This is a genomic window from Gemmatimonadota bacterium (assembly GCA_040388535.1).
In the GTDB taxonomy this organism is placed as follows: domain Bacteria; phylum Gemmatimonadota; class Gemmatimonadetes; order Gemmatimonadales; family GWC2-71-9; genus Palsa-1233.
The window spans coordinates 966,356-984,128 of the sequence record JAZKBR010000002.1 but is presented as its reverse complement, the minus strand read 5'-3'; the positions used below and the strand labels follow the sequence as shown (position 1 = coordinate 984,128).

Genomic DNA, 17,773 nt, shown 5'->3' with positions numbered 1-17,773 from the left:
CGCCGGTTACTCGCCCCGGAAGACCCCACCGGTGACGGAGTGGAAATCCATATGCTGATGGCGATGTTCGGCGGCTCGCAACCGGGGTGCGTGCGCACGGAGCAGGTCGGAGCGAGAGATGATCCCGACCAGCTTTCGTGGTGAGGTTCGGGTGACCACGGGGAGACGTCCGACTGATTCACGAACCATGATGTCGGCCGCGTCCCGGAGCGATTGATCGGGATAGGCGACGACCGCTGGCTGCCGGACCAGGTCGCCCACTCGCTGGCTCACGCATGGTTGCCGCAGGTCGCGCATGGTCACCACGCCGACCAGCTCGCCGGTAGCGTCGAGAACCGGAAAGCCCTGGTGTCCGGTAGCGACGTGATGCGCGCCCGTCACCGCGACCGACGCGATTGCATCACTCGCGTGAACTACCTGTACATCCGTGGTCATCGCGCTCCCTACGGTGACGCGAGCGAGGTAATCAACGGCGTATTCGTCCTGCACGAGAATGCCTCGCCGGGCGAGCTTCTCGGTCATGATCGACTGCCGCATCAGCAATCGCGAAATGAGGAAGGCGCTGGTGCATCCCGCGAGCAACGGCAGGAGCCCCAGCGGCTGACGCGTGGTCTCGAAGGCGAACACGACCGAGGTCAGCAACGCGCGCGAGGCCCCTGCAAACATCGCGGCCATCCCCACAAGCGCCGCCACCGGTGGTGCAATACCGAGTTCTGGAAAGTGAGCCGCCGCGACGGCACCCGCGATCGCACCCAGTCCGCTGCCGAAGGTGAAGAGCGGTGCCAGGGTGCCACCTGAGGTCCCGCTGCCGAGGTAGCAGACCCACGCAATAAACTTGAGCAGGAGAAGCGCGGCGGTCGCTGCGATGGTGAGCCGACCCGCGAGCGAGTTGATGATGTTGTCGGGGCCGACGCCGAGAATACGGGGGTCGAGATAGCCAGCCAAGCCGACCACGACGGCACCCACGAGCGGCCACCACATCCAGTGCAACGGCAACTTCTCGAAGAGGTCTTCCACCTTGAAGAGCGACTTCGTGATACCGACCGACACGGCGCCGATCGCGCCACCCAGCAGCGCATAGCAGACGAGCGCGAGGCCGGAGGGCTCGAGGACGTTGGGCATCGGAAAAATCGGCGCGCTGCCGAGGAGGAGCAAGCGGATCGAGGTAGCGGCGCAGGCAGCGAGCGCCACTGGAACGATGGAGCGAGCGCGGAACTCGAAGAGCAGCAGTTCGATGGCGAGGAGGACAGCCGCAACGGGTGCACCAAACGTCGCCGCCATACCGGCCGCTGCGCCGGCGGCGAGGAGCGTCTTCCGTTCATCGGCAGTGACGTGAGTCACCTGACCGAGCAGCGAACCGAGGGCGCCACCGGTGGCGATGATCGGTCCTTCCGACCCGAAGGGGCCGCCGGTGCCAATGGCGACAGCCGCCGAGAGTGGCTTGAGGATGGTGAGCTTGGCCGGGATCCTCGATTCGGCGTGAAGGATCCGGTCCATCACTTCGGGAATGCCGTGGCCGCGAATCGCCTCTGAGCCCCAGCGCGCCATCATGCCAATGATGAGCGCGCCGGCGATTGGCACCAGGATGACTGCGGGCCCGAGATGTGTGGCGGCGGGATCCGCCGGAGTAAAGGACAGCCGTCCTTCGAACGCGACGTGGGTAATGAGCCGGATGAGCGCAGTGAGTAGCGCCGCCGCGAGGCCGCCGGCGAGTCCGACCACCACCGCGAGGGCGGCGATGAGCGGAATCCGGCGATCGGGATTGCCTTCAGGATCGAAGCTGGTCGCCACGGACTATTTCCCGGAACAGTGCAGCGTGAGGCTCCGCCGGCAGCTGTCGCAGTTGAGTTCGACAGGCAAATCGGCCGTGCGCAACCCGAGTCCGCCGCCGACCCGGTTCAGTGCACCGCAATTGGGACAGGCGATGCGGACCGGTTTGAGGCGCGCGGTGCGGGCCAGCTGTCGCGCGGCGGTGACACAACCGATGAGCAGCGCGAGCGGGATGCCGACGAGGTGAATGATCGGAATCGGAATCAGGAGTGCAGCGGCTGCGACCCCGAGCAACAGATATCCGCCGGCGCGAAGTATCCGGTCGCCGAGCGCGAATTGCTGCAACGTGGCGGGCGCCGATGTGATGGCGCCGCCGGCCGATTCCAGGGTGGCGACGATCTGCTGTTCGGTCATTGGTCAGCGGCTCTCGAAGAGGAGCGGTGCGAAGTCGGGCTTGACGCCGAGTCGGTCGACCAGGGGTGCCAGGCCACGCGCGAGGGCGCGCACTTCCTTGAGAGACATGGCATCGAGCGCCGCGAGCAGCTGCTCAAGCGGTGCCGGGGGCGCGTGCTTCACCAGCCGCCGACCCGAACGGGTGAGCGAGAGCACCGCGCGCCGCCCGTCGAGCGGCGACTGTCCGCGCTCGACATACCCGGCCGACACGAGCCGGGTCACCAGGGCGGAGACGGTGTTCTGTCGCGCGCGCATCCGCTGCGCCAGATCGTTAATCGACGGATGGTCGTTGGTGGCGAGCTGACGCAGCACGAAGAGCTGGGCGTTGGTCAGGCCGGTCGTGGCCTCAACCTCCCGTGCGGAAAAATCGAGCGAGGCCACCAGGGCCCGGACCAGCCGGAGCGATCCGGCGCGCGCAGTCAGTTGCATCAACGTTGATATAATTGCGCGTCCGCGGTCGGACAAGGGGAGCCTATCTTTGGGGCAATGTCACCTCCCCTGCTCCCGCGCGTCGTCTCGCTCCTCCCTGGCGCTACCGAAATGCTGGTGGCGATGGGTGCGCGCGATCAGCTGGTGGGTATCTCCCACGAATGTGACTGGCCGCCCGATATCACCACCCTGCCACGCGTCACGACCACACCGATTGATCCGCAGCTCCGCTCCGGAGCGATTCACGCGGCCGTGCAGGATGCGGTCGCCACCGGGCGCTCGGTGATCGGGGTCGATGCCGAGACTCTTCGGGCACTCGCACCCGACATCGTCGTGACCCAGGTTCTCTGTGACGTCTGTGCCGTCGCCGATGGCGAGGCGATGCGGCTCGCGCAGGCGATGGCCAATCCTCCGCACGTGGTTGCACTGAGCGGCCGCACGCTTGCCGGCGTCTGGGAGGATATTCGCCGGCTCGGTGTCGCGATCGGCCGGCGCGCCGAAGCGGGGGCTGTGGCCGACGCCCTGACGGAAATGGTTCGGGTCGAGGTCACGCGAAACACCCGCGGTCCCGCGCCGCGGGTCGTCGCCATCGAGTGGCTCGACCCGCTCTTCCTCGCGGGGCACTGGGTGCCCGAGATGATTGCCGCTGCCGGCGGCGTCGATGTCGGGGCGAGCGCCGGAAGCCACTCGGCGATACGCGAGTCGAGCGAGGTCATTGCGCTCGACCCGGATGTCGTGGTGGTGATGCTCTGCGGATTTGGTGTCGAGCGCGCCCGCGCCGAACTGGCACTGCTCGACGGGACCGTGGCCGGGGCGTGGCTCGCATCACGGCGAACCGTGATGATCGATGGCAACGCCTTCACGTCGCGCCCCGGGCCGCGACTCGTCGAGGGGATCCGGCAGCTGGCCGCAGCGTTCCGCGCCTGAGGTCGCCCCGCTAGAACTTCATCGCGACACGAATCGCGTTGACGAACTCATCGACGTCGGCTTCGCTGGTGGCCCAGCTGGTCATCCAGCGGACCTCGTTTTTCGCTTCGTTCCAGACGTAGAAATGGAATTTCTGCTGCAGCCGCTCGATGACCTCCCGCGGCAGCACCGCAAAGACGGCGCTGCCATCGACCGACTGGGTGATCCGCACGCCGCTGATGCCGCGGACTCCCGTGGCCAGACGCCGCGCCATCGCGTTGGCGTGCTGGGCATTGCTGAGCCAGAGATCATCTTCTGCGAGCGCCAGGAACTGGGAGGAGAGGTAGCGCATCTTGGACGCGAGCTGCGCCGACTGCTTCCGCAGAAAGCGGAGTTCGGTGGCCAGCGCGGGATCGAAGACCACAATCGCTTCGGCCCCCATCCCGCCGTTCTTGGTGGCGCCGAACGACAGGATGTCGACGCCGACATCCTTGGTGATGGCCCGCAAGGTCAGGCGCAGTGATGCCGCCGCGTTGGCGATGCGGGCCCCGTCCATATGCACGCGCATGCCGATTTCCTTCGCCGTGCGACAGAGGGCGATCAGCTCATCGCGGGTGTAGACGGTGCCGTATTCGGTGACCTGGGTGATCGAGATCGCCGCGGGCTGGACGTGATGTTCGTTGCCAATTCCTTCGGCTGCTGCGCGCACCATCGCTGGTGTGAGCTTGCCGTCGGGCGTCGGCACATCGATGAGCTTGCAGCCGGCCAGCAGTTCGGGCGCGCCGCATTCATCGACATTGATGTGCGCCTGCTCGGTGCAGATCACGGCCTGAAACGGTCGCACCAGCGCACGCAACGAGACCACATTGGCGCCGGTGCCATTCCAGGCGAAGAAGACGGCGGTCTCCGGGCCGAACTCGCGGTGGAACCACTTGCGGGCGCGATCGGTCCAGGGATCATCGCCGTAGGCCACTGCCGGGCCGGCATTGGCGGCGGTGAGTGCGGCCATCACGGCCGGATGCACCGGCGCGGTGTTATCGCTCGCAAATTCTCGCGGGAGGCTCATGCGCTGACGTCTTTCGGCGGATCGGTGATGTTGTCTTCCCAGAGGGCGAAGATGTTGCCATCCGGATCGGCAATCATAGCCATGATTCCGAACCCCTGCTGCGTGGGCTCGGCGATAAAGCGGACGCCTGCCTCGCCCAGCCGCGAGCAGAGCGCGAGCAGCTCCGGCACCGCGAAGGTGATGCCGGTGTGCCGACCGACCAGTGCCTTGGCCTCCGGGTGCTCGGCGGGGTGGACGCCGAGGTGCGGCGGTCCTTCGAGAAATTCGAAACCGAAGGAACCCCTCTTCCAGAGTGGGAGGCCGAGTTGTTCCTCGTAGAAGATGCGTGCCCGCTCGAGGTCGGTCACGAAGATGGCGAAGGAATGGAGTGCTGGTGTCATCGCTCGATCACGGAATCGGGCGCAGCGACTGCTGCGCGCAGGTTGCGGCGCATCCGGTCGAGACCGGGGCGCGCCAGTGGAGTGTCGCCATAGCGTTGCTGGTACTCTGTTTCTGTGAGCGTGTCGAAGGCGGCAGGGTCGCGCCGATCGGGATGGTCGCGCCGCGCGAATTCGGTCACGGTCGTGGCCACCGCGAACTTCTCGTTCCAGGGGCAGACCGTGTTGCAGACATCGCATCCGAACGCCCAGCCATCCCACTGCGGCAGCAGCGCGTCGGGAAGGGCGTTCTTGTATTCGATCGTGAGATACGAGAGACAGCGCGTGGCGTCGAGCGAACGCTCCGCCACGAAGGCATCGGTCGGACAGGCATCGAGGCAGCGCGTGCAGCTGCCACATCGATCGGTGTCGATCGGCGCGTCGACATCGAACGGCACATCGGTGAAGATGGTGCCGATGAAAGTCCATGAGCCGATCCGCGGATGGATCAGCATCGTGTTCTTGCCGATCCACCCCAGTCCGGCGCGTTCACCGAGTTCGCGCTCGGGCACGGGGCCATCATCGATCCAGACGTGCGCGAGCCCGGCGCCGCGGCCCTTGAGCCACTCGGCGAGTCGGTGCAGCCGCCCGTGCGTAACGAGGTGGTAATCCATTCCCCGGGCGTAGCGCGCCACCTTGAAGCGATCACCAGTGGCGGGGAGTTCGTCGGCGGGGGCCGCATAGTTCTCGAGGACGACAATCGCGCGCACGGCGCCCGGGGTCGCGGTTGCCGGGAGCTTGCGCTTCTTCGCCTGGCGATGGAGGTAGCGCATCGTGCCACCGTAGCCGGCCGCGAGCCACGCGTCGAGCGCATCGCCGCGACGACTCGGCTGCAGGTCGGCGATGCCGCAGGCGACAAAGCCGATGCGGCGCGCCTCCTCCTTGACCTCGGCCGCCGTCGGCAGCGTCATCGCGACGGCGCGATGCGCGCCGCGTACTCGCCGGTTTCGCCGGTGATGAGCCGGGCGCCGCTGCCGAACGTGAGATACGACCAGCCGTACTCGATCAGCACCAGCAAGCGGTTACGGAAGCCGATGAGATAGGTGAGGTGAATGAAGACCCAGGTGAACCAGGCGAAGAAGCCGCCGAAGTGCAGCCGGCCGAGATTCGCCACCGCCTGCCCGCGCCCGATGACGGCGAGCTCACCCTTGTTCCAGTAGCGGAATGGCGTGCGCTGCTTGCCGGCCAGCGAGGCCTTGATCGCGCGCGCGGTGTATTGCCCCATCTGAATGGCCGTGGGTGCAACCGCCGGATCGGGCGCGGAGGCACCGGCGCCGGTGTGGGCAGCGGCGTCGCCAAGCACGAAGAGATCGGGGTGGCCGGGCACGGTGCAGTCGGCCTCGACGATCACTCGACCCTGCCGATCGAGCGGCGCGCCGATGGTCGCGAGGAGCGGCGAGGCCTGGTTCCCTGCGGCCCAGACTACCGTGGTGGAGGGGATCCGCCACCCCGATGCCTCGACGGCATCCTCGTGCACCGCAGTAACCAGGGTGTTCTCGCGGACTTCGACGCCAAGATTACGGAGGTCGCGTTTGGCGCGTTCCGAAAGCGATGGCGGATAGCTCGAGAGGATCCGCGGGCCGCCTTCGAGCAGGACGACACTCGCCTCGCGCGGATCGATATGACGGAAATCGCGGGCGAGGGCGAAGCGACGAATTTCGGCCAGTGCGCCGGCCACCTCGACGCCGGTCGGGCCGCCGCCGATGACCACGAAGGTCAGGTACTGGTGTCGCAACTTGGGATCGGGTTCCCGTTCGGCGCGCTCGAAGGCGAGCAGGACACGCCGACGAATCTCAAGGGCGTCCTCGATGCTCTTGAGCCCCGGCGCGAACGCCTCCCACTCGGGGTGGCCGAAATAGGCATGACGAGCGCCAGTCGCGACAGCGCAGAAATCGTAATTCACGGTGGCGCCGTCGGCGAGATGGACCGTGCGGCTCACCGGATCGATGCGATCGACCTCTCCCAGCAGCACTTCGAGGTTCTGCTGCTTGCGCAGGATCGAGCGAATCGGCGAGGCGATATCGCTCGGATTCAGCGCGGCAGTGGCCACCTGATAGAGCATCGGCTGGAAGAGATGGTGATTCCGCCGGTCAATGAGGGTCACCCGCACCTGGGCGTGCTTGAGGCCCTTGGCGAGGTAGAGCCCCGCGAAGCCGCCACCGACGATGACTACGTGACGCACGTCGGTGTCACTCATAGTCCCATCGTCTCGCGCCGCCAGCGCGCAAAACGAATGACGTCCTCGACGGGCGGGACGGCCCCTTCGCTGCCGTAGGCGGTGTACATCCGCCAGCGCAGGTAGGTGGCATCGGGCACGGGGAGAAACGGGGCGAGTCGGTACCAGTCGCGACGGCGGAATGCCCAGGCGGTCCGGAGCAGGTCGAGCGCCAGACGGGGCGACACGAGCGCACGTATCGTGAGCGCCGCGGTGAGGGCGGGCCAGGTGCCGCGGTAACGGGGGTCGAGGTCGAGTTCGTTGCTCACGCGTGGAACGTAGGGGGAGCGCAGGCCGGTGTCATCTGCCGCGGCTGCCGTCCCTATATTCCGGCAATGCCGCACACCCCTTCCCCGGCGCAGGATCAGCCCCTCGCCCACTGGCGCCGCGAATTTCCGATCTTCGAGCAGACGACCTACCTCAATTCGTGCTCGCTGGGGCCGTTGTCCCGAGCGTCGCGCCAGCGGGTCAACACCTTTCTGGACCAGTGGGAAGCGCGTGGCGCCGCCAACTGGTACGACGTCTGGTGGGAGGCGCTCGGCGAGCTGCGAGGCCGATATGCGGCCCTGATCGGTGCCGATGTCGGCGAGATCGCCCTGCATCCGTCGCTGTCGAGCATTCTGTCGACAGTGGGAAGCGCGCTGGACACCACGCGGCGTCGCCGGATCGTCACCACGGCCCTCGATTTCCCCACGGTGCCGTATCAGTGGCTCACCCGGGATGTCGAGCTGGTGCTGCTGGAAAGCCCGGATGGAGTGTCGGTCCCGCTCGAGGCGTTCGAGGCGGCGGTCGATGATCGCACCGCGCTCGTCGCGACGAGTCACGTCTATTTCACGTCGGGTGCGATCCAGAATGTTGCCGCGATCGCGACCATCGCGCGACGGCGCGGGGCGCTCTCCTTCGTGGACGGTTATCACGGTGTGGGGCAGCTGCCGGTGGATGTCCGCGCGCTGGGGGTCGACTTCTACGCTTCGGGTGGGCTCAAGTGGCTGCTTGGCGGCTCCGGTGTGGCCTTTCTGTATGCGCGCGCCGAGAGCACGCACGGACTGGCGCCGGGGGCGACCGGATGGTTTGGGCACCGCGATCAATTTGCTTTTGATCCGGCCCAGTTCACGCCGCATGATGACGCGCGCCGGTTCGAGTGCGGTACCCCGCCGATGATGCCGGTGTGTGCCCAGCTTGGCGGGCTCGACGTGCTCGAAGCCGCCGGGGCCGCAGCCATTCGTGATGTCGCCAGTGCATTGACGGAAGATCTCATCGCGGCGGCGCAGACGCGCGGCATCGTGCCGAAGATGGCACCGACGGCGGTGGAGCGGTCGGCGATCGTGATGTTGCCGAGCGACGACCCGCACCGCGATGTCGCACGGGCGGCGGCGGCCGGGTTCATTGTTGATGCCCGGCCAGGGCATGTCCGCGTTTCACCGTACTTCTACAACGTCGCCGATGATCATCGGGCCTTTCTCGAGGTGTTCTGCCATGTCTGAGCGTTCGAGCAGTATCCCCAGCGGGCCGCGCGTCGGCGCGAAGCCCACTGAGGACGAAAAGCTCCTCAATACTCCGCTGACGGAAGAAGCGCTGCGAGTGCGGCGCTCGTCCGACTCGTGGCGTGTCCTGCGCATCCTCGGCGAATTCGTCTGGGGATTCGAGAATCTCCAGGGCGTGGCCGGGGGCGTCTCGATCTTCGGTTCGGCGCGCACCAAGACCGATGACCCGATGTACCAGGCCGCCGTCGAGACCGGCGCAGCGTTCGCCCGTGCCGGGGTTCCGGTGATGACCGGTGGCGGTCCCGGCATCATGGAAGCGGCCAACAAGGGGGCGTTTGAAGCCGGCGGTCTCTCGATCGGGTGCAACATCGAGCTGCCACACGAGCAGCACACCAACCCGTACCTGACGCAGTCGCTCGATTTCAAGTTCTTCTTCGTGCGCAAGACGATGTTCGTGAAGTACGCCGTGGGATATGTGGTCTTTCCGGGCGGATTCGGCACCCTCGACGAGCTGTTCGAGGCACTGACCCTGATCCAGACCGACAAGATCTCCGACTTCCCGGTCGTGCTGTTCGGCACCAAGTACTGGGGCGGCATGGTCGACTGGCTCAAGGAGACGATGCTTGCCGAAGGGAAGATTTCATCGACCGACATGCTGCTGTTCACGGTGACGGATGATCCGGCCGAAGCGGTGCGCGCGATCGAGGAGTGCCGCAAGCGTCTCAACGTCACGGTGGTCGATTCGTGAGTCGGGGCGCGGCGGAGTCGCGTACACCGCCGCGGGTATGGCTCGCGCTGGGCCTGCTGTCGTTCATCAACCTGCTCAACTATCTCGATCGCAATATCATCTTTGCGCTGTTCGAGCCGATCAAGCGCGACCTCGCACTCACCGATTCACAGCTCGGCTGGCTCGGCTCGGCGTATATCCTGGTCTTCTCGGTCGCCGCGCTTCCCTTCGGCGTGCTCAGCGACCTGAAGAGCCGCAAGGCCGTGATCGCCGGCGGGGTCGCGCTCTGGAGCGCGTTCACCTTCATGGGCGGGCTGGTTCGCAACTTCTGGCAGCTGTTCATCTGTCGCGCGAGCGTCGGCATCGGCGAAGCGGCGTACGGACCGGCCTCGGCCTCGATGGTCGCCGACTATTTCCCGGGAAAGGATCGCGCCGTCGCGATGAGCCTGCTCGCGGCGGGCATTCCAGTCGGCGGTGTGCTGGGCCTGCTGCTCGGCGGGTGGCTCGAAGGGATCTACGGCTGGCGCGTGGCGTTCATGGCAGTGGGTCTCCCGGGATTTCTCTGTGCCGTGCTGGTGTATCAACTCAAGGACCCCACTCGCCACGACGAACCGCTCACGGTGAAATCGCTGCTGCACGATTTGGAGATTGGCGTGCGGGGCCTGTTCCGCCAGCTGTACCCCGTGCTCGGCATGACGCTCATCGGGCTGGTGGCGGCGTGGGCATTGAATCGGGAGTACGGTGTCGACTCTCGCAAGGATACCGCCGTGCTCGCCGCCGCGATCGGGCTCGGCGTTGCCCTCACGATCTTCCGCTGGGTCCGGCTGCTGCAACTCGACCGCCGCGAGGAGACGCCGTTCACTCCTGAACTCGAGAGCGCCGTTGACGACCTGCTCCACGCGAGCCGGCTGGTGCTGCGTACGCCGACGCTGGTCTACGTCTTTGTGGCGGGGGCGATGATCTCGTTCGGGATGAACGGCATCGTCGGGTGGGGCCCAACGTTCATGACGCGGGAGTTCTCGCTCAGCAACGGCACGGCTGCGGGGCTGCTTGGCAAGTGGGGATTGCTCTCGGGCGTTCTGGGGGCGATTGCCGGCGGGTTCATTGCCGACCTGCTCAAGCGATGGACCGATCGTGGCCGGGTGCTGACCGTGGCAGTTGGTTTCCTGGTCGGCGGCCCGCTCGCCATCTGGCTGCTCACGGTGCGTGACATCGACGTCTTCATGCCGGTGTTCGCAGTGGCCTTCTTCTTCCTGTCGTGGTACAACGGACCGATGGCGGCGGTGATCTTCGACGTTGTGCCTGCCCGCATCGGCGCGACTGTGAGCGGAGCTTACCTGCTGTTCATCCATCTCGCGGGTGACGCCATCGCCTTTCCGCTGGTCGGCTCACTCTCCGATCGCTTCGGCCTCGATCGCGCCGTGATGGTACTCCCGGTGGTGGCGCTCTTCGGTGGTGTAGTGATGCTGGGGGCGATGAAAACCGTGACCCGCGATATGGCACGGGTGGCGAAGAAGCGCTGACGCGGCTAGCGCCCCCACAGCTCCACGAGTTCCTCGACCACCCGCTCTCCTTCCGCTGCATCGCCCGACCTGATCGCCCCGCTGACACAGTGGGTGAGATGATTCTGCAGCAGCAACTTGCCAACACTGCGCAATGCTTCCTGCACCGACGCAATCTGCACCAGCACATCGGCGCAGTAGCGTTCCTCATCGACCATCTTCTGCAGGCCACGGATCTGGCCCTCGATGCGGCGGAGGCGCTTGGTCAACGCCTCTTTGGTCTCTGACGGGACGTGTGAAGCTTTGTGCATGCGGGAGGCTCCTCTGTTGAGGGTTGATGGATGACAGATGACAGATGACAGATGGTGATTAGTGGATGACGGGCGGCCGGCGAACGACGGAATGATTCACGAGCATCCCAGAAGAGCCATCCGTCATCTGTCATCTGTCATCTGTCATCTGTCATCTGTCATCCGTCAACTGTCATCCTGCTTTGAGTCTCAGACTATTCGTGACCACGCTGACGCTGCTCAACGCCATCGCCGCGCTGGCGATCACCGGTGAGAGGAGCAGGCCGGTGGAGGGATAGAGCACGCCGGCGGCGATTGGGATGCCGATGACGTTGTAGGCGAAGGCCCAGAAGAGATTCTGGCGCATCGTCCGCATCGTGCGACGCGACAGCTCGATCGCGTCGGCCACGCCGCCAAGATCGGCGCGCATGAGGGCGATATCGGCGGCTTCGACGGCGACGTCGGTGCCGCCCCCCATCGCGATGCCGATGTCGGCGCGCGCCAGGGCGGGCGCATCGTTGATGCCGTCGCCGACCATCGCCACAACCTTGCCGGCGCGCTGGAGACGCTCGATCTCGGCCACCTTCCCCTCGGGGAGGACACCGGCAATCACGGTCGCAATCCCGACCGCGCGGGCGACCGCGTCGGCCGTGGCCTGCTGATCGCCGGTGAGGAGCACGACATCGAGTCCGAGTGCGCGGAGCCGGGCGATGGCGGCGGGCGTACTGGTGCGCACCGGATCGGCAATGGCAAGCAGACCGGCGAGTGCACCATCGATCGCCACGTAAACGGTGGTCCGCCCCTGGGTCGCGAGGGTGGTAGCCTGGATGCTCAGTGGCGCGACATCCACGCTCCACTGCTTCAGCAAGGCGGCGTTACCCACCAGGACGGCGTGGCCGTCGGCGATGCCGGTGATCCCCTGGCCGGTGATCGACTGGAACTGCGACGCCGGCGGCACCACGAGACGGCGGTTCTTCGCCGACTGCACCACGGCCGCGGCAATCGGATGCTGTGAGGCGGCCTCGAGTGCGGCGGCAAGGACGAGCAGCTCGTCCTCGTCGAATTGTCCCGCCGGTGCCAGCACGATCTCGGTGACGGCTGGGGCGCCTTCGGTGACGGTGCCGGTCTTGTCGAGCACCACGGTGTCGACATCACCCGATCGCTGCAGCGCCTCGCCACCCTTGATGAGGATGCCGAGCGCGGCGCCGCGGCCCGTGGCCACCATCACGGCGGTGGGCACGGCGAGCCCCATGGCGCAGGGGCAGGCGATGATCAGCACGGCGACACTCGCGGCGAAGGCGCGAACCGCAGGCGCCTGATCCGCCGCGAGATACCATACGACGAAGGTGGTGATGGCGAGCGAGATCACGACCGGAACAAAGATTCCGCTGATCCGGTCGGCGAGGCGCTGGATCGGCGCCCGGCTTCCCTGCGCGTCGCGCATCAGCTGCACGATGCGCGCGAGCACCGAGTCAGCGCCGAGGGTGGTGGCACGAATGCGAAGCGCACCGGTGCCGTTGATGGTCCCGCCGATGACGCGATCGCCTGCTCGCTTGGGCACCGGGAGCGACTCCCCCGTGAGCATCGCCTCGTCGGCGGTGCTTTCGCCCCAGAACACCTCGCCGTCGACCGCGATCCGCTCGCCCGGCCGCACCAGGACTTCGTCGCCCGCAGTGACAGCATCGATGGGGAGATCGATCTCGGCCCCATCACGCATCACCCTCGCCGTGGCCGGCTGCAACTGTGCCAGCGCACGCAGCGCCGTGCTGGTGTTGCGCTTGGCGCGCGCCTCGAGCGTGTTGCCGGCGAGAATGAAGGCGATGATCAGGATCACGGCCTCGAAGTAGCTGTCCGGTGCGAGTCCGCGACTCGTGAACAGACCCGGCATTGCCGTGGCCACGACCGAGTAGAGGAACGCGGCACCGGTGCCAACGGCAACGAGCGTGTTCATGTCGGCCGAATGGTGCCGGAAGGCGATCCAGGCGCGCTGATAGAAGTGGCGACCGGTCCAGCTCATCACGAAGACGGCGAGTGCGAGCAACGTCCATCCCACCAGCGGGGAGGCGCCGTTTCCGTGCGCGGCTCCCGTCATCATCGGCATCGACAACAGCATCGCGACCACGCCGAGGATGCCGGTAACTACTGCCTTGAAGCGCAGCTCGCGGTATTCGTCCTGCTGGGCCACGTCGCGCGCGGATTGTTCGTCGATCGCCGAACGATTCTCGACTGGCAACGAGGCGCCGTAGCCAGTGGCCTCGATCACCTCGACGAGACGGCCGGGGGTGAGTTGCGCGGGATCGAAGCGCACGGTCGCGTTGGCCAGCATCACGTTCACGTCGGCCTGATTGACCCCGGGCTCGCGTTGCAGCGCGGACTGGATCCGGGCCTGGCACGCGGTGCAGGTCATCCCCTCCACGGGGAGGGTGATCGTCTCCTCGGAGCGATGCGCCGACGCCTCAGGTGTGGTGTGCATCGCCCACCTCGGTGGTGGCTTCGACCACCAGTTCGCCGTGAAGCATCCCCATGCCGCAGCTCATTGGATAGCGTCCGACGGCCATCGGCGGAAGCTCGACGGCGGTGCGCTGGTGCGCCGGAAGGAAGCGCCGGAGGTTGAGCGCGGGGATGACGATCTCCTCGGAACAGCTCGAGGTCTCCTGCCGGTCGAAGAGAAGTCGTGCCGGCCGACCCGCCGAAATCCGCACCTCGGCCGGGTCATACCCCCCGAGCACGGTGATGACAACTTCCTGAATTCCGGCCACAGTGCTGGCCCGCGCACTGGTCCGGTCGGCCAGGAAGAACCACCAATTCACCGCGCCAATGGCGGCGATGCCGAGGATCACGACCAACGCGTTCACGACGAACTCACCGCCGCGGTGGCACGGTAGCCGGCGCGAGTCACCGCAGCGGCCAGCTCTTCGGCGCTGGGCCCACCAGCTGGCGATTCGATGACGGCTCGCCCGATCTGGACGCTCTGGATCGTGGCCCCGGGGACACTGCCGAGGGCCTTGTTGACGGCGTTGAGGCAATGGCCGCAGCTCATGCCTTCGATGTGCAGTGTGACGGTCGACATTACCCCTCCAGGGTAAGTGATACGCCTCGACGATATATAGGGGGTGGGGGTATGTCAAGGGTGGCGTCATTGGCACGCCCCCTGCACACTTCGCCCTCTCATGGATTCTCCCGGCGCCACTCCACTCGAAGCGTTTGTCCCGGTGCTCACCTGGGCGGGGTCGCGGCCGAGCATCGCCGAGATCCACACCTGGCACGAGGCGCTGCACGACGCAGTCGCTTCGCTGATGCCGGCGGAGCTGGTGGCGTGCTGGCTCTACCCGGCCCGGGGCGGGGTCGTCCTCGTGGGTCCGCCGTCGCTCACAGCCGAGGTTCTGTCACCTCCGCTGGCCGAGCCGCTGGTGCCGCAGGAAGGGCTCTTCACGCTCGAAGATCAGCTGCGCGCCGGTGGCTATCAATCGGCGATGGCGATCCCGATTCGCGCCGAGGTGCAGGACGTTGGCCTGCTGCTGGTGGGCGCTTTTGCCGACAACGCGTACACCCTCTACGATCAGCGGAAGTTGCATCGGGTGGCGGCACAGCTCAGTACCTGCTGTCGCCGGCTCGCGTCGTATCCGTGGGTTCGTCCTCGCGCGGTGGGCACCGATCACAACAGCACTGTCACGGGGGTCACCGAAGGGCTCCTCGAAGCGATGCGACGCGCGCGCAACGGGAGCGACCTGGTACAGCTCGCCTCCGACGCACTCGCGCTGCAGCTGCCCCACGACCGGCTCGAGCTGATTGCCGTGGCACCGGCACCAGACTGCTGGGCACTGGTCGGCGGTGAGCGGGGCTCGGTGGCGTCGCTGAGCATCGACCCTGACGCGGCGGAAGGAATTGACGCGCTCGCGCATCGTCTCGGATCGCGGGCGATCGGTCGCGTCAGCGACTTGCGCGACATCGACAGCCGCTGGCCGAGCAGCTACGACTCCCGCTCGGCGGAGCGGACGCACAGCGTGCTCGCGGCGCGACTCGAAGTGGGCGATGAACTGGTGGGGTGGCTCTGGCTGGGAAGCGAAACGCCGGACTTCTTCCGCGAGGAGGATGAAGCGGTGGCCCGCCTTGCTGCCGAACTGCTCGCGCCGCGCGTGGCCGCGTGGGCGGCTCGGGCCGAACTTGCGGGAGCGTGGAGCTAGCTGTCGCCGGGGGAGCGGCGGTCAAGAAATGATGCGCCCACCGCTCCCCTGCGATTCACAGCCCGGCCGAAAGCCTCACGACGATGCTGCGGCCCGGATCGTCGGCGTACAGTTTGTAGCGCGAGAGGAAGGATCGATAGCTGGTGTCGAAGAGGTTCCGCACCTGAAGCTCCAGCTGCAGGGGATTCTTCCCACCGCCAACGCCAACACCACCGCCAAGGTTGATCAGCGAGTATCCCTCCGGGGCCACGTCCTCCGGATCGAGTCGCTTCTGCTTCGCGTCGCTCTCGCCGCTCACGCTGAAATACGGCTTCGCCAACACGCCGCCGCCCTGGCCTTCCAGCTGCGCCGACCAGGTAAGGCGCAACGGGGCGACGAACGCGAGCGGCAGGTCGAGCGATGTATTCTGGCCGCGGGTGTAGTCACCACCGAGGTGCAGATGTAGCCAGGCCGTCGGGTGATACTCGAGTGCGCCCTCCACCCCGCTCAACACCGCATTCCCCTGTGAGACGTCGAAGATCTGAAAGCCCGATTCCGGGTCGTCGACTCCGGTTGGGCGCGGGTAGATGTAGTTGCTGATCGCGTTACGGAAGACTCCGAGTTCACCGCGGACCGAGTTGCCCTGCACGCGCAAGGCTACATCAACATTCAGCGATGTTTCGTTCCTGAGGGTCGGATCACCGCGTTCGAAGCGAACGGTGCCTTCATGCACGCCGTTCGAGAAGAGTTCGAACGGTGACGGTGCCCGGAACCCGCGACCCGCGTTGACCACCAGCGCAACCGGCGCCGAGACGCGATAGAGCGCACCGAGGTTGCCGGTGACCGAGTTGTAGTCGCGACGTCCGGCCGCGAGCCCCAGCTCGGCGTCATTCTCGTTGTCGAGTATCCTGTGGTCGAATCGCGCCCCGGCCGAAAACTGCCAGCGTCCAGCCTCCAGCTGCTCGAAAGCGAATGCCCCAATCCCCGTGGCGGTGGTGTTCGGAATCAGCGTTTCTTCGCCAAATTTCGAGAATGCTGTCCGGAGGAAGGACACACCGAGCACGCCGGCGGCCGCAGCGCTCGACGCAACGTGGATGTGGGCATTGGCCGTAGTCGTCCTCGAGAGCAGACCCAGCGCAACATCGGATGCGCCGGCCTCCTCGAACTCCCGACGACGATTTCGTTCAACGCCAAGATCGAACTCGACTCGGCTGCTGCCGCCCAGGCTCACACTCCCTGCGAGCTTTGCACGAGTCGCATTGATCCGCTGGAAGCCCGTTGCATCCGGCTCCTCTGCGGGGTCCTCATGAATCTCGAGTCGTTCGTTGCGCTGGGTGAGCGTGGCTGTCAGGTCGCCCCAGCCACCGTGCACACCAGCGGCAAACGAACCACCAAGCATTGAGAGCCCGGAATTCGAGAGGTTGCCCCGGGGTGTGGCAATGTCCTGCTGCGTTCGCCCGGAGAAGGTGCCGCGAAAGCCGAAGGCGCCACTCGCCCCTTCCAGCAGCGCGCTGCCGTCGGGAGCCCGGCCATTGCTGCCATAGGCGGCGGCGAGGCGACCGCGGACCAGACTGCCAGCGGTGCCGGCGTCGGGGAGTTCTCTTTGCACCACGTTGATCACGCCACCGAGGGCATCCGAGCCGTAGAGCACACTCGCGGGACCCCGGATCACCTCGATCCGGTCAGCGGTTGCCGTTTCGACATTCGGGGCGTGTTCATCGCCCCACTGCTGGGTTTCCATCCTCTGACCATCATCGAGAATCAGGACACGGTTGCTCCCGAGACCGCGGATCACGGGCTTGCCGATGCCGGACCCGGTGGAGGAGTTTCGCAACCCGGGGAGCCCTTCGAGTACGGCACCAAGTGACGGTGCCTGCTGCTTGCTGAGGGCCTCCCCCGAGAGGACCGAGAGAGGTTGTGGCGAATCGAGTGCGGCGGTCGCGAGTGGGGTCGCCGTGGTCTGGATCGGTGGCAACTCCACGACGGTGCGCACCATGGTCAGGTCAAGTTGCAGGTCCGCCCCGCGAAGCGTGAAGCGTCGAACCTGCGGACGGAACCCAACCGCCGCGAAGGAAATTCCGTAGGTCCCTTCGGGGACGCGGTCGAGGCGATATCGTCCCGAGGCATCGGTGCGGGTCGAGCGGTGTGCCTCGAGCAGAACGACCTGCGCTTCGGCGATCGGGGTACCAGCGTTGTCGGTCAATCGACCCGAGAGCGTATATGGTCCGGCAGGTGGCGCGCCAGCGAGGCCCGCCAGCAGCAGTAAGGTCAACATGGCAAAACTCCGTGCGACAAGGGAGGTCGCATCTGCGGGCAGATGCGACAGCGGCACCGCCCCCAGAGCGGAGCGGT

The 17,773-nt window shown here is 66.4% G+C and carries 18 protein-coding genes; 5 read left to right on the top strand and 13 right to left on the bottom strand.

Going from position 1 to position 17,773, the window contains the following annotated elements; all coding sequences use genetic code 11:
- Window positions 1-6: 6 nt before the first annotated feature.
- The 3 genes from V4558_07985 to V4558_07975 are packed head-to-tail and all read right to left on the bottom strand — an operon-like array spanning window position 7 to window position 2,652.
- Window positions 7-1,791 (bottom strand): chloride channel protein, encoded by a 1,785-nt coding sequence (locus V4558_07985; GenBank protein ID MES2305432.1) that lies wholly within the window; start codon window positions 1,789-1,791, stop codon window positions 7-9.
- A gap of 3 nt (window positions 1,792-1,794) precedes the next feature.
- Window positions 1,795-2,184 (bottom strand): hypothetical protein, encoded by a 390-nt coding sequence (locus V4558_07980; protein ID MES2305431.1) that lies wholly within the window; start codon window positions 2,182-2,184, stop codon window positions 1,795-1,797.
- Window positions 2,185-2,187: 3 nt separating this feature from the next.
- Entirely contained in the window at window positions 2,188-2,652 is a 465-nt protein-coding gene (locus tag V4558_07975; GenBank protein MES2305430.1) for a MarR family transcriptional regulator, read from the bottom strand.
- Between the two features lie 57 nt (window positions 2,653-2,709).
- On the opposite strand from V4558_07975, the gene V4558_07970 reads away from it, so the two are divergent.
- Window positions 2,710-3,579: an ABC transporter substrate-binding protein gene (locus tag V4558_07970; GenBank protein ID MES2305429.1), complete on the top strand. Its 870-nt coding sequence runs from the start codon at window positions 2,710-2,712 to the stop codon at window positions 3,577-3,579.
- Between the two features lie 10 nt (window positions 3,580-3,589).
- Here the strand turns inward: V4558_07970 and V4558_07965 are convergent, their stop codons facing one another.
- Genes V4558_07965 through V4558_07945 form a run of 5 tightly spaced genes read right to left on the bottom strand, consistent with a single transcriptional unit; the run spans window position 3,590 to window position 7,524 of the window.
- Window positions 3,590-4,624, bottom strand: coding sequence for a low specificity L-threonine aldolase (locus V4558_07965; protein MES2305428.1), 1,035 nt, complete (start codon window positions 4,622-4,624; stop codon window positions 3,590-3,592).
- The gene (locus V4558_07960; protein MES2305427.1) at window positions 4,621-5,004 is read right to left on the bottom strand and encodes a VOC family protein; all 384 of its coding nucleotides are present in this window, start codon (window positions 5,002-5,004) and stop codon (window positions 4,621-4,623) included. Before V4558_07960 ends, V4558_07965 begins: the two co-directional genes overlap by 4 nt.
- Window positions 5,001-5,951 (bottom strand): tRNA epoxyqueuosine(34) reductase QueG, encoded by a 951-nt coding sequence (gene queG / locus V4558_07955; protein ID MES2305426.1) that lies wholly within the window; start codon window positions 5,949-5,951, stop codon window positions 5,001-5,003. Before queG ends, V4558_07960 begins: the two co-directional genes overlap by 4 nt.
- Window positions 5,948-7,237, bottom strand: coding sequence for an NAD(P)/FAD-dependent oxidoreductase (locus tag V4558_07950; GenBank protein ID MES2305425.1), 1,290 nt, complete (start codon window positions 7,235-7,237; stop codon window positions 5,948-5,950). Before V4558_07950 ends, queG begins: the two co-directional genes overlap by 4 nt.
- A complete protein-coding gene (locus V4558_07945) occupies window positions 7,234-7,524 on the bottom strand; it encodes a hypothetical protein (protein MES2305424.1) in 291 nt (96 codons plus the stop codon). The genes V4558_07950 and V4558_07945 overlap by 4 nt, the downstream gene beginning before the upstream one ends.
- Window positions 7,525-7,590: 66 nt before the next feature.
- Here V4558_07945 and V4558_07940 point away from each other — a divergent pair, with 66 nt between their 5' ends.
- From V4558_07940 to V4558_07930, 3 genes are read left to right on the top strand one after another with little or no spacing between them, the layout of a single operon-like run.
- On the top strand, window positions 7,591-8,739 hold the full coding sequence (locus tag V4558_07940; protein ID MES2305423.1) for an aminotransferase class V-fold PLP-dependent enzyme: 1,149 nt from the start codon (window positions 7,591-7,593) through the stop codon (window positions 8,737-8,739).
- On the top strand, window positions 8,732-9,487 hold the full coding sequence (locus V4558_07935) for a TIGR00730 family Rossman fold protein (protein MES2305422.1): 756 nt from the start codon (window positions 8,732-8,734) through the stop codon (window positions 9,485-9,487). The genes V4558_07940 and V4558_07935 overlap by 8 nt, the downstream gene beginning before the upstream one ends.
- The gene (locus tag V4558_07930) at window positions 9,484-10,989 is read left to right on the top strand and encodes an MFS transporter (GenBank protein ID MES2305421.1); all 1,506 of its coding nucleotides are present in this window, start codon (window positions 9,484-9,486) and stop codon (window positions 10,987-10,989) included. Before V4558_07935 ends, V4558_07930 begins: the two co-directional genes overlap by 4 nt.
- Window positions 10,990-10,994: 5 nt before the next feature.
- On the opposite strand, the gene V4558_07925 is transcribed toward V4558_07930, so the two are convergent.
- From V4558_07925 to V4558_07910, 4 genes are all read right to left on the bottom strand, one after another.
- Window positions 10,995-11,237, bottom strand: a complete 243-nt coding sequence (locus V4558_07925; GenBank protein MES2305420.1) for a metal-sensitive transcriptional regulator — start codon at window positions 11,235-11,237, stop codon at window positions 10,995-10,997.
- Between the two features lie 214 nt (window positions 11,238-11,451).
- Complete coding sequence (locus V4558_07920) at window positions 11,452-13,731, bottom strand: heavy metal translocating P-type ATPase (GenBank protein ID MES2305419.1); 2,280 nt, start codon at window positions 13,729-13,731, stop codon at window positions 11,452-11,454.
- Window positions 13,715-14,113, bottom strand: coding sequence for a cupredoxin domain-containing protein (locus tag V4558_07915; GenBank protein MES2305418.1), 399 nt, complete (start codon window positions 14,111-14,113; stop codon window positions 13,715-13,717). The genes V4558_07920 and V4558_07915 overlap by 17 nt, the downstream gene beginning before the upstream one ends.
- Window positions 14,110-14,328, bottom strand: a complete 219-nt coding sequence (locus V4558_07910; protein MES2305417.1) for a cation transporter — start codon at window positions 14,326-14,328, stop codon at window positions 14,110-14,112. Before V4558_07910 ends, V4558_07915 begins: the two co-directional genes overlap by 4 nt.
- Window positions 14,329-14,428: 100 nt before the next feature.
- On the opposite strand from V4558_07910, the gene V4558_07905 reads away from it, so the two are divergent.
- The gene (locus tag V4558_07905; GenBank protein MES2305416.1) at window positions 14,429-15,442 is read left to right on the top strand and encodes a hypothetical protein; all 1,014 of its coding nucleotides are present in this window, start codon (window positions 14,429-14,431) and stop codon (window positions 15,440-15,442) included.
- 55 nt (window positions 15,443-15,497) lie between these two features.
- Here the strand turns inward: V4558_07905 and V4558_07900 are convergent, their stop codons facing one another.
- Window positions 15,498-17,696: a TonB-dependent receptor gene (locus tag V4558_07900; protein MES2305415.1), complete on the bottom strand. Its 2,199-nt coding sequence runs from the start codon at window positions 17,694-17,696 to the stop codon at window positions 15,498-15,500.
- Window positions 17,697-17,773 lie beyond the last annotated feature (77 nt).

What these genes read in the sequence shown, in the direction of transcription:
- V4558_07980 (MES2305431.1), bottom strand. Translation starts at nt 2,184, where the DNA reads ATGACCGAACAGCAGATCGTCGCCACCCTGGAATCGGCCGGCGGCGCC.
- V4558_07975 (MES2305430.1), bottom strand. Translation starts at nt 2,652, where the DNA reads ATGCAACTGACTGCGCGCGCCGGATCGCTCCGGCTGGTCCGGGCCCTG.
- V4558_07970 (MES2305429.1), top strand. Translation starts at nt 2,710, where the DNA reads ATGTCACCTCCCCTGCTCCCGCGCGTCGTCTCGCTCCTCCCTGGCGCT.
- V4558_07965 (MES2305428.1), bottom strand. Translation starts at nt 4,624, where the DNA reads ATGAGCCTCCCGCGAGAATTTGCGAGCGATAACACCGCGCCGGTGCAT.
- V4558_07960 (MES2305427.1), bottom strand. Translation starts at nt 5,004, where the DNA reads ATGACACCAGCACTCCATTCCTTCGCCATCTTCGTGACCGACCTCGAG.
- queG (MES2305426.1), bottom strand. Translation starts at nt 5,951, where the DNA reads ATGACGCTGCCGACGGCGGCCGAGGTCAAGGAGGAGGCGCGCCGCATC.
- V4558_07950 (MES2305425.1), bottom strand. Translation starts at nt 7,237, where the DNA reads ATGAGTGACACCGACGTGCGTCACGTAGTCATCGTCGGTGGCGGCTTC.
- V4558_07940 (MES2305423.1), top strand. Translation starts at nt 7,591, where the DNA reads ATGCCGCACACCCCTTCCCCGGCGCAGGATCAGCCCCTCGCCCACTGG.
- V4558_07935 (MES2305422.1), top strand. Translation starts at nt 8,732, where the DNA reads ATGTCTGAGCGTTCGAGCAGTATCCCCAGCGGGCCGCGCGTCGGCGCG.
- V4558_07920 (MES2305419.1), bottom strand. Translation starts at nt 13,731, where the DNA reads ATGCACACCACACCTGAGGCGTCGGCGCATCGCTCCGAGGAGACGATC.
- V4558_07910 (MES2305417.1), bottom strand. Translation starts at nt 14,328, where the DNA reads ATGTCGACCGTCACACTGCACATCGAAGGCATGAGCTGCGGCCATTGC.
- V4558_07905 (MES2305416.1), top strand. Translation starts at nt 14,429, where the DNA reads ATGGATTCTCCCGGCGCCACTCCACTCGAAGCGTTTGTCCCGGTGCTC.
- V4558_07900 (MES2305415.1), bottom strand. Translation starts at nt 17,696, where the DNA reads ATGTTGACCTTACTGCTGCTGGCGGGCCTCGCTGGCGCGCCACCTGCC.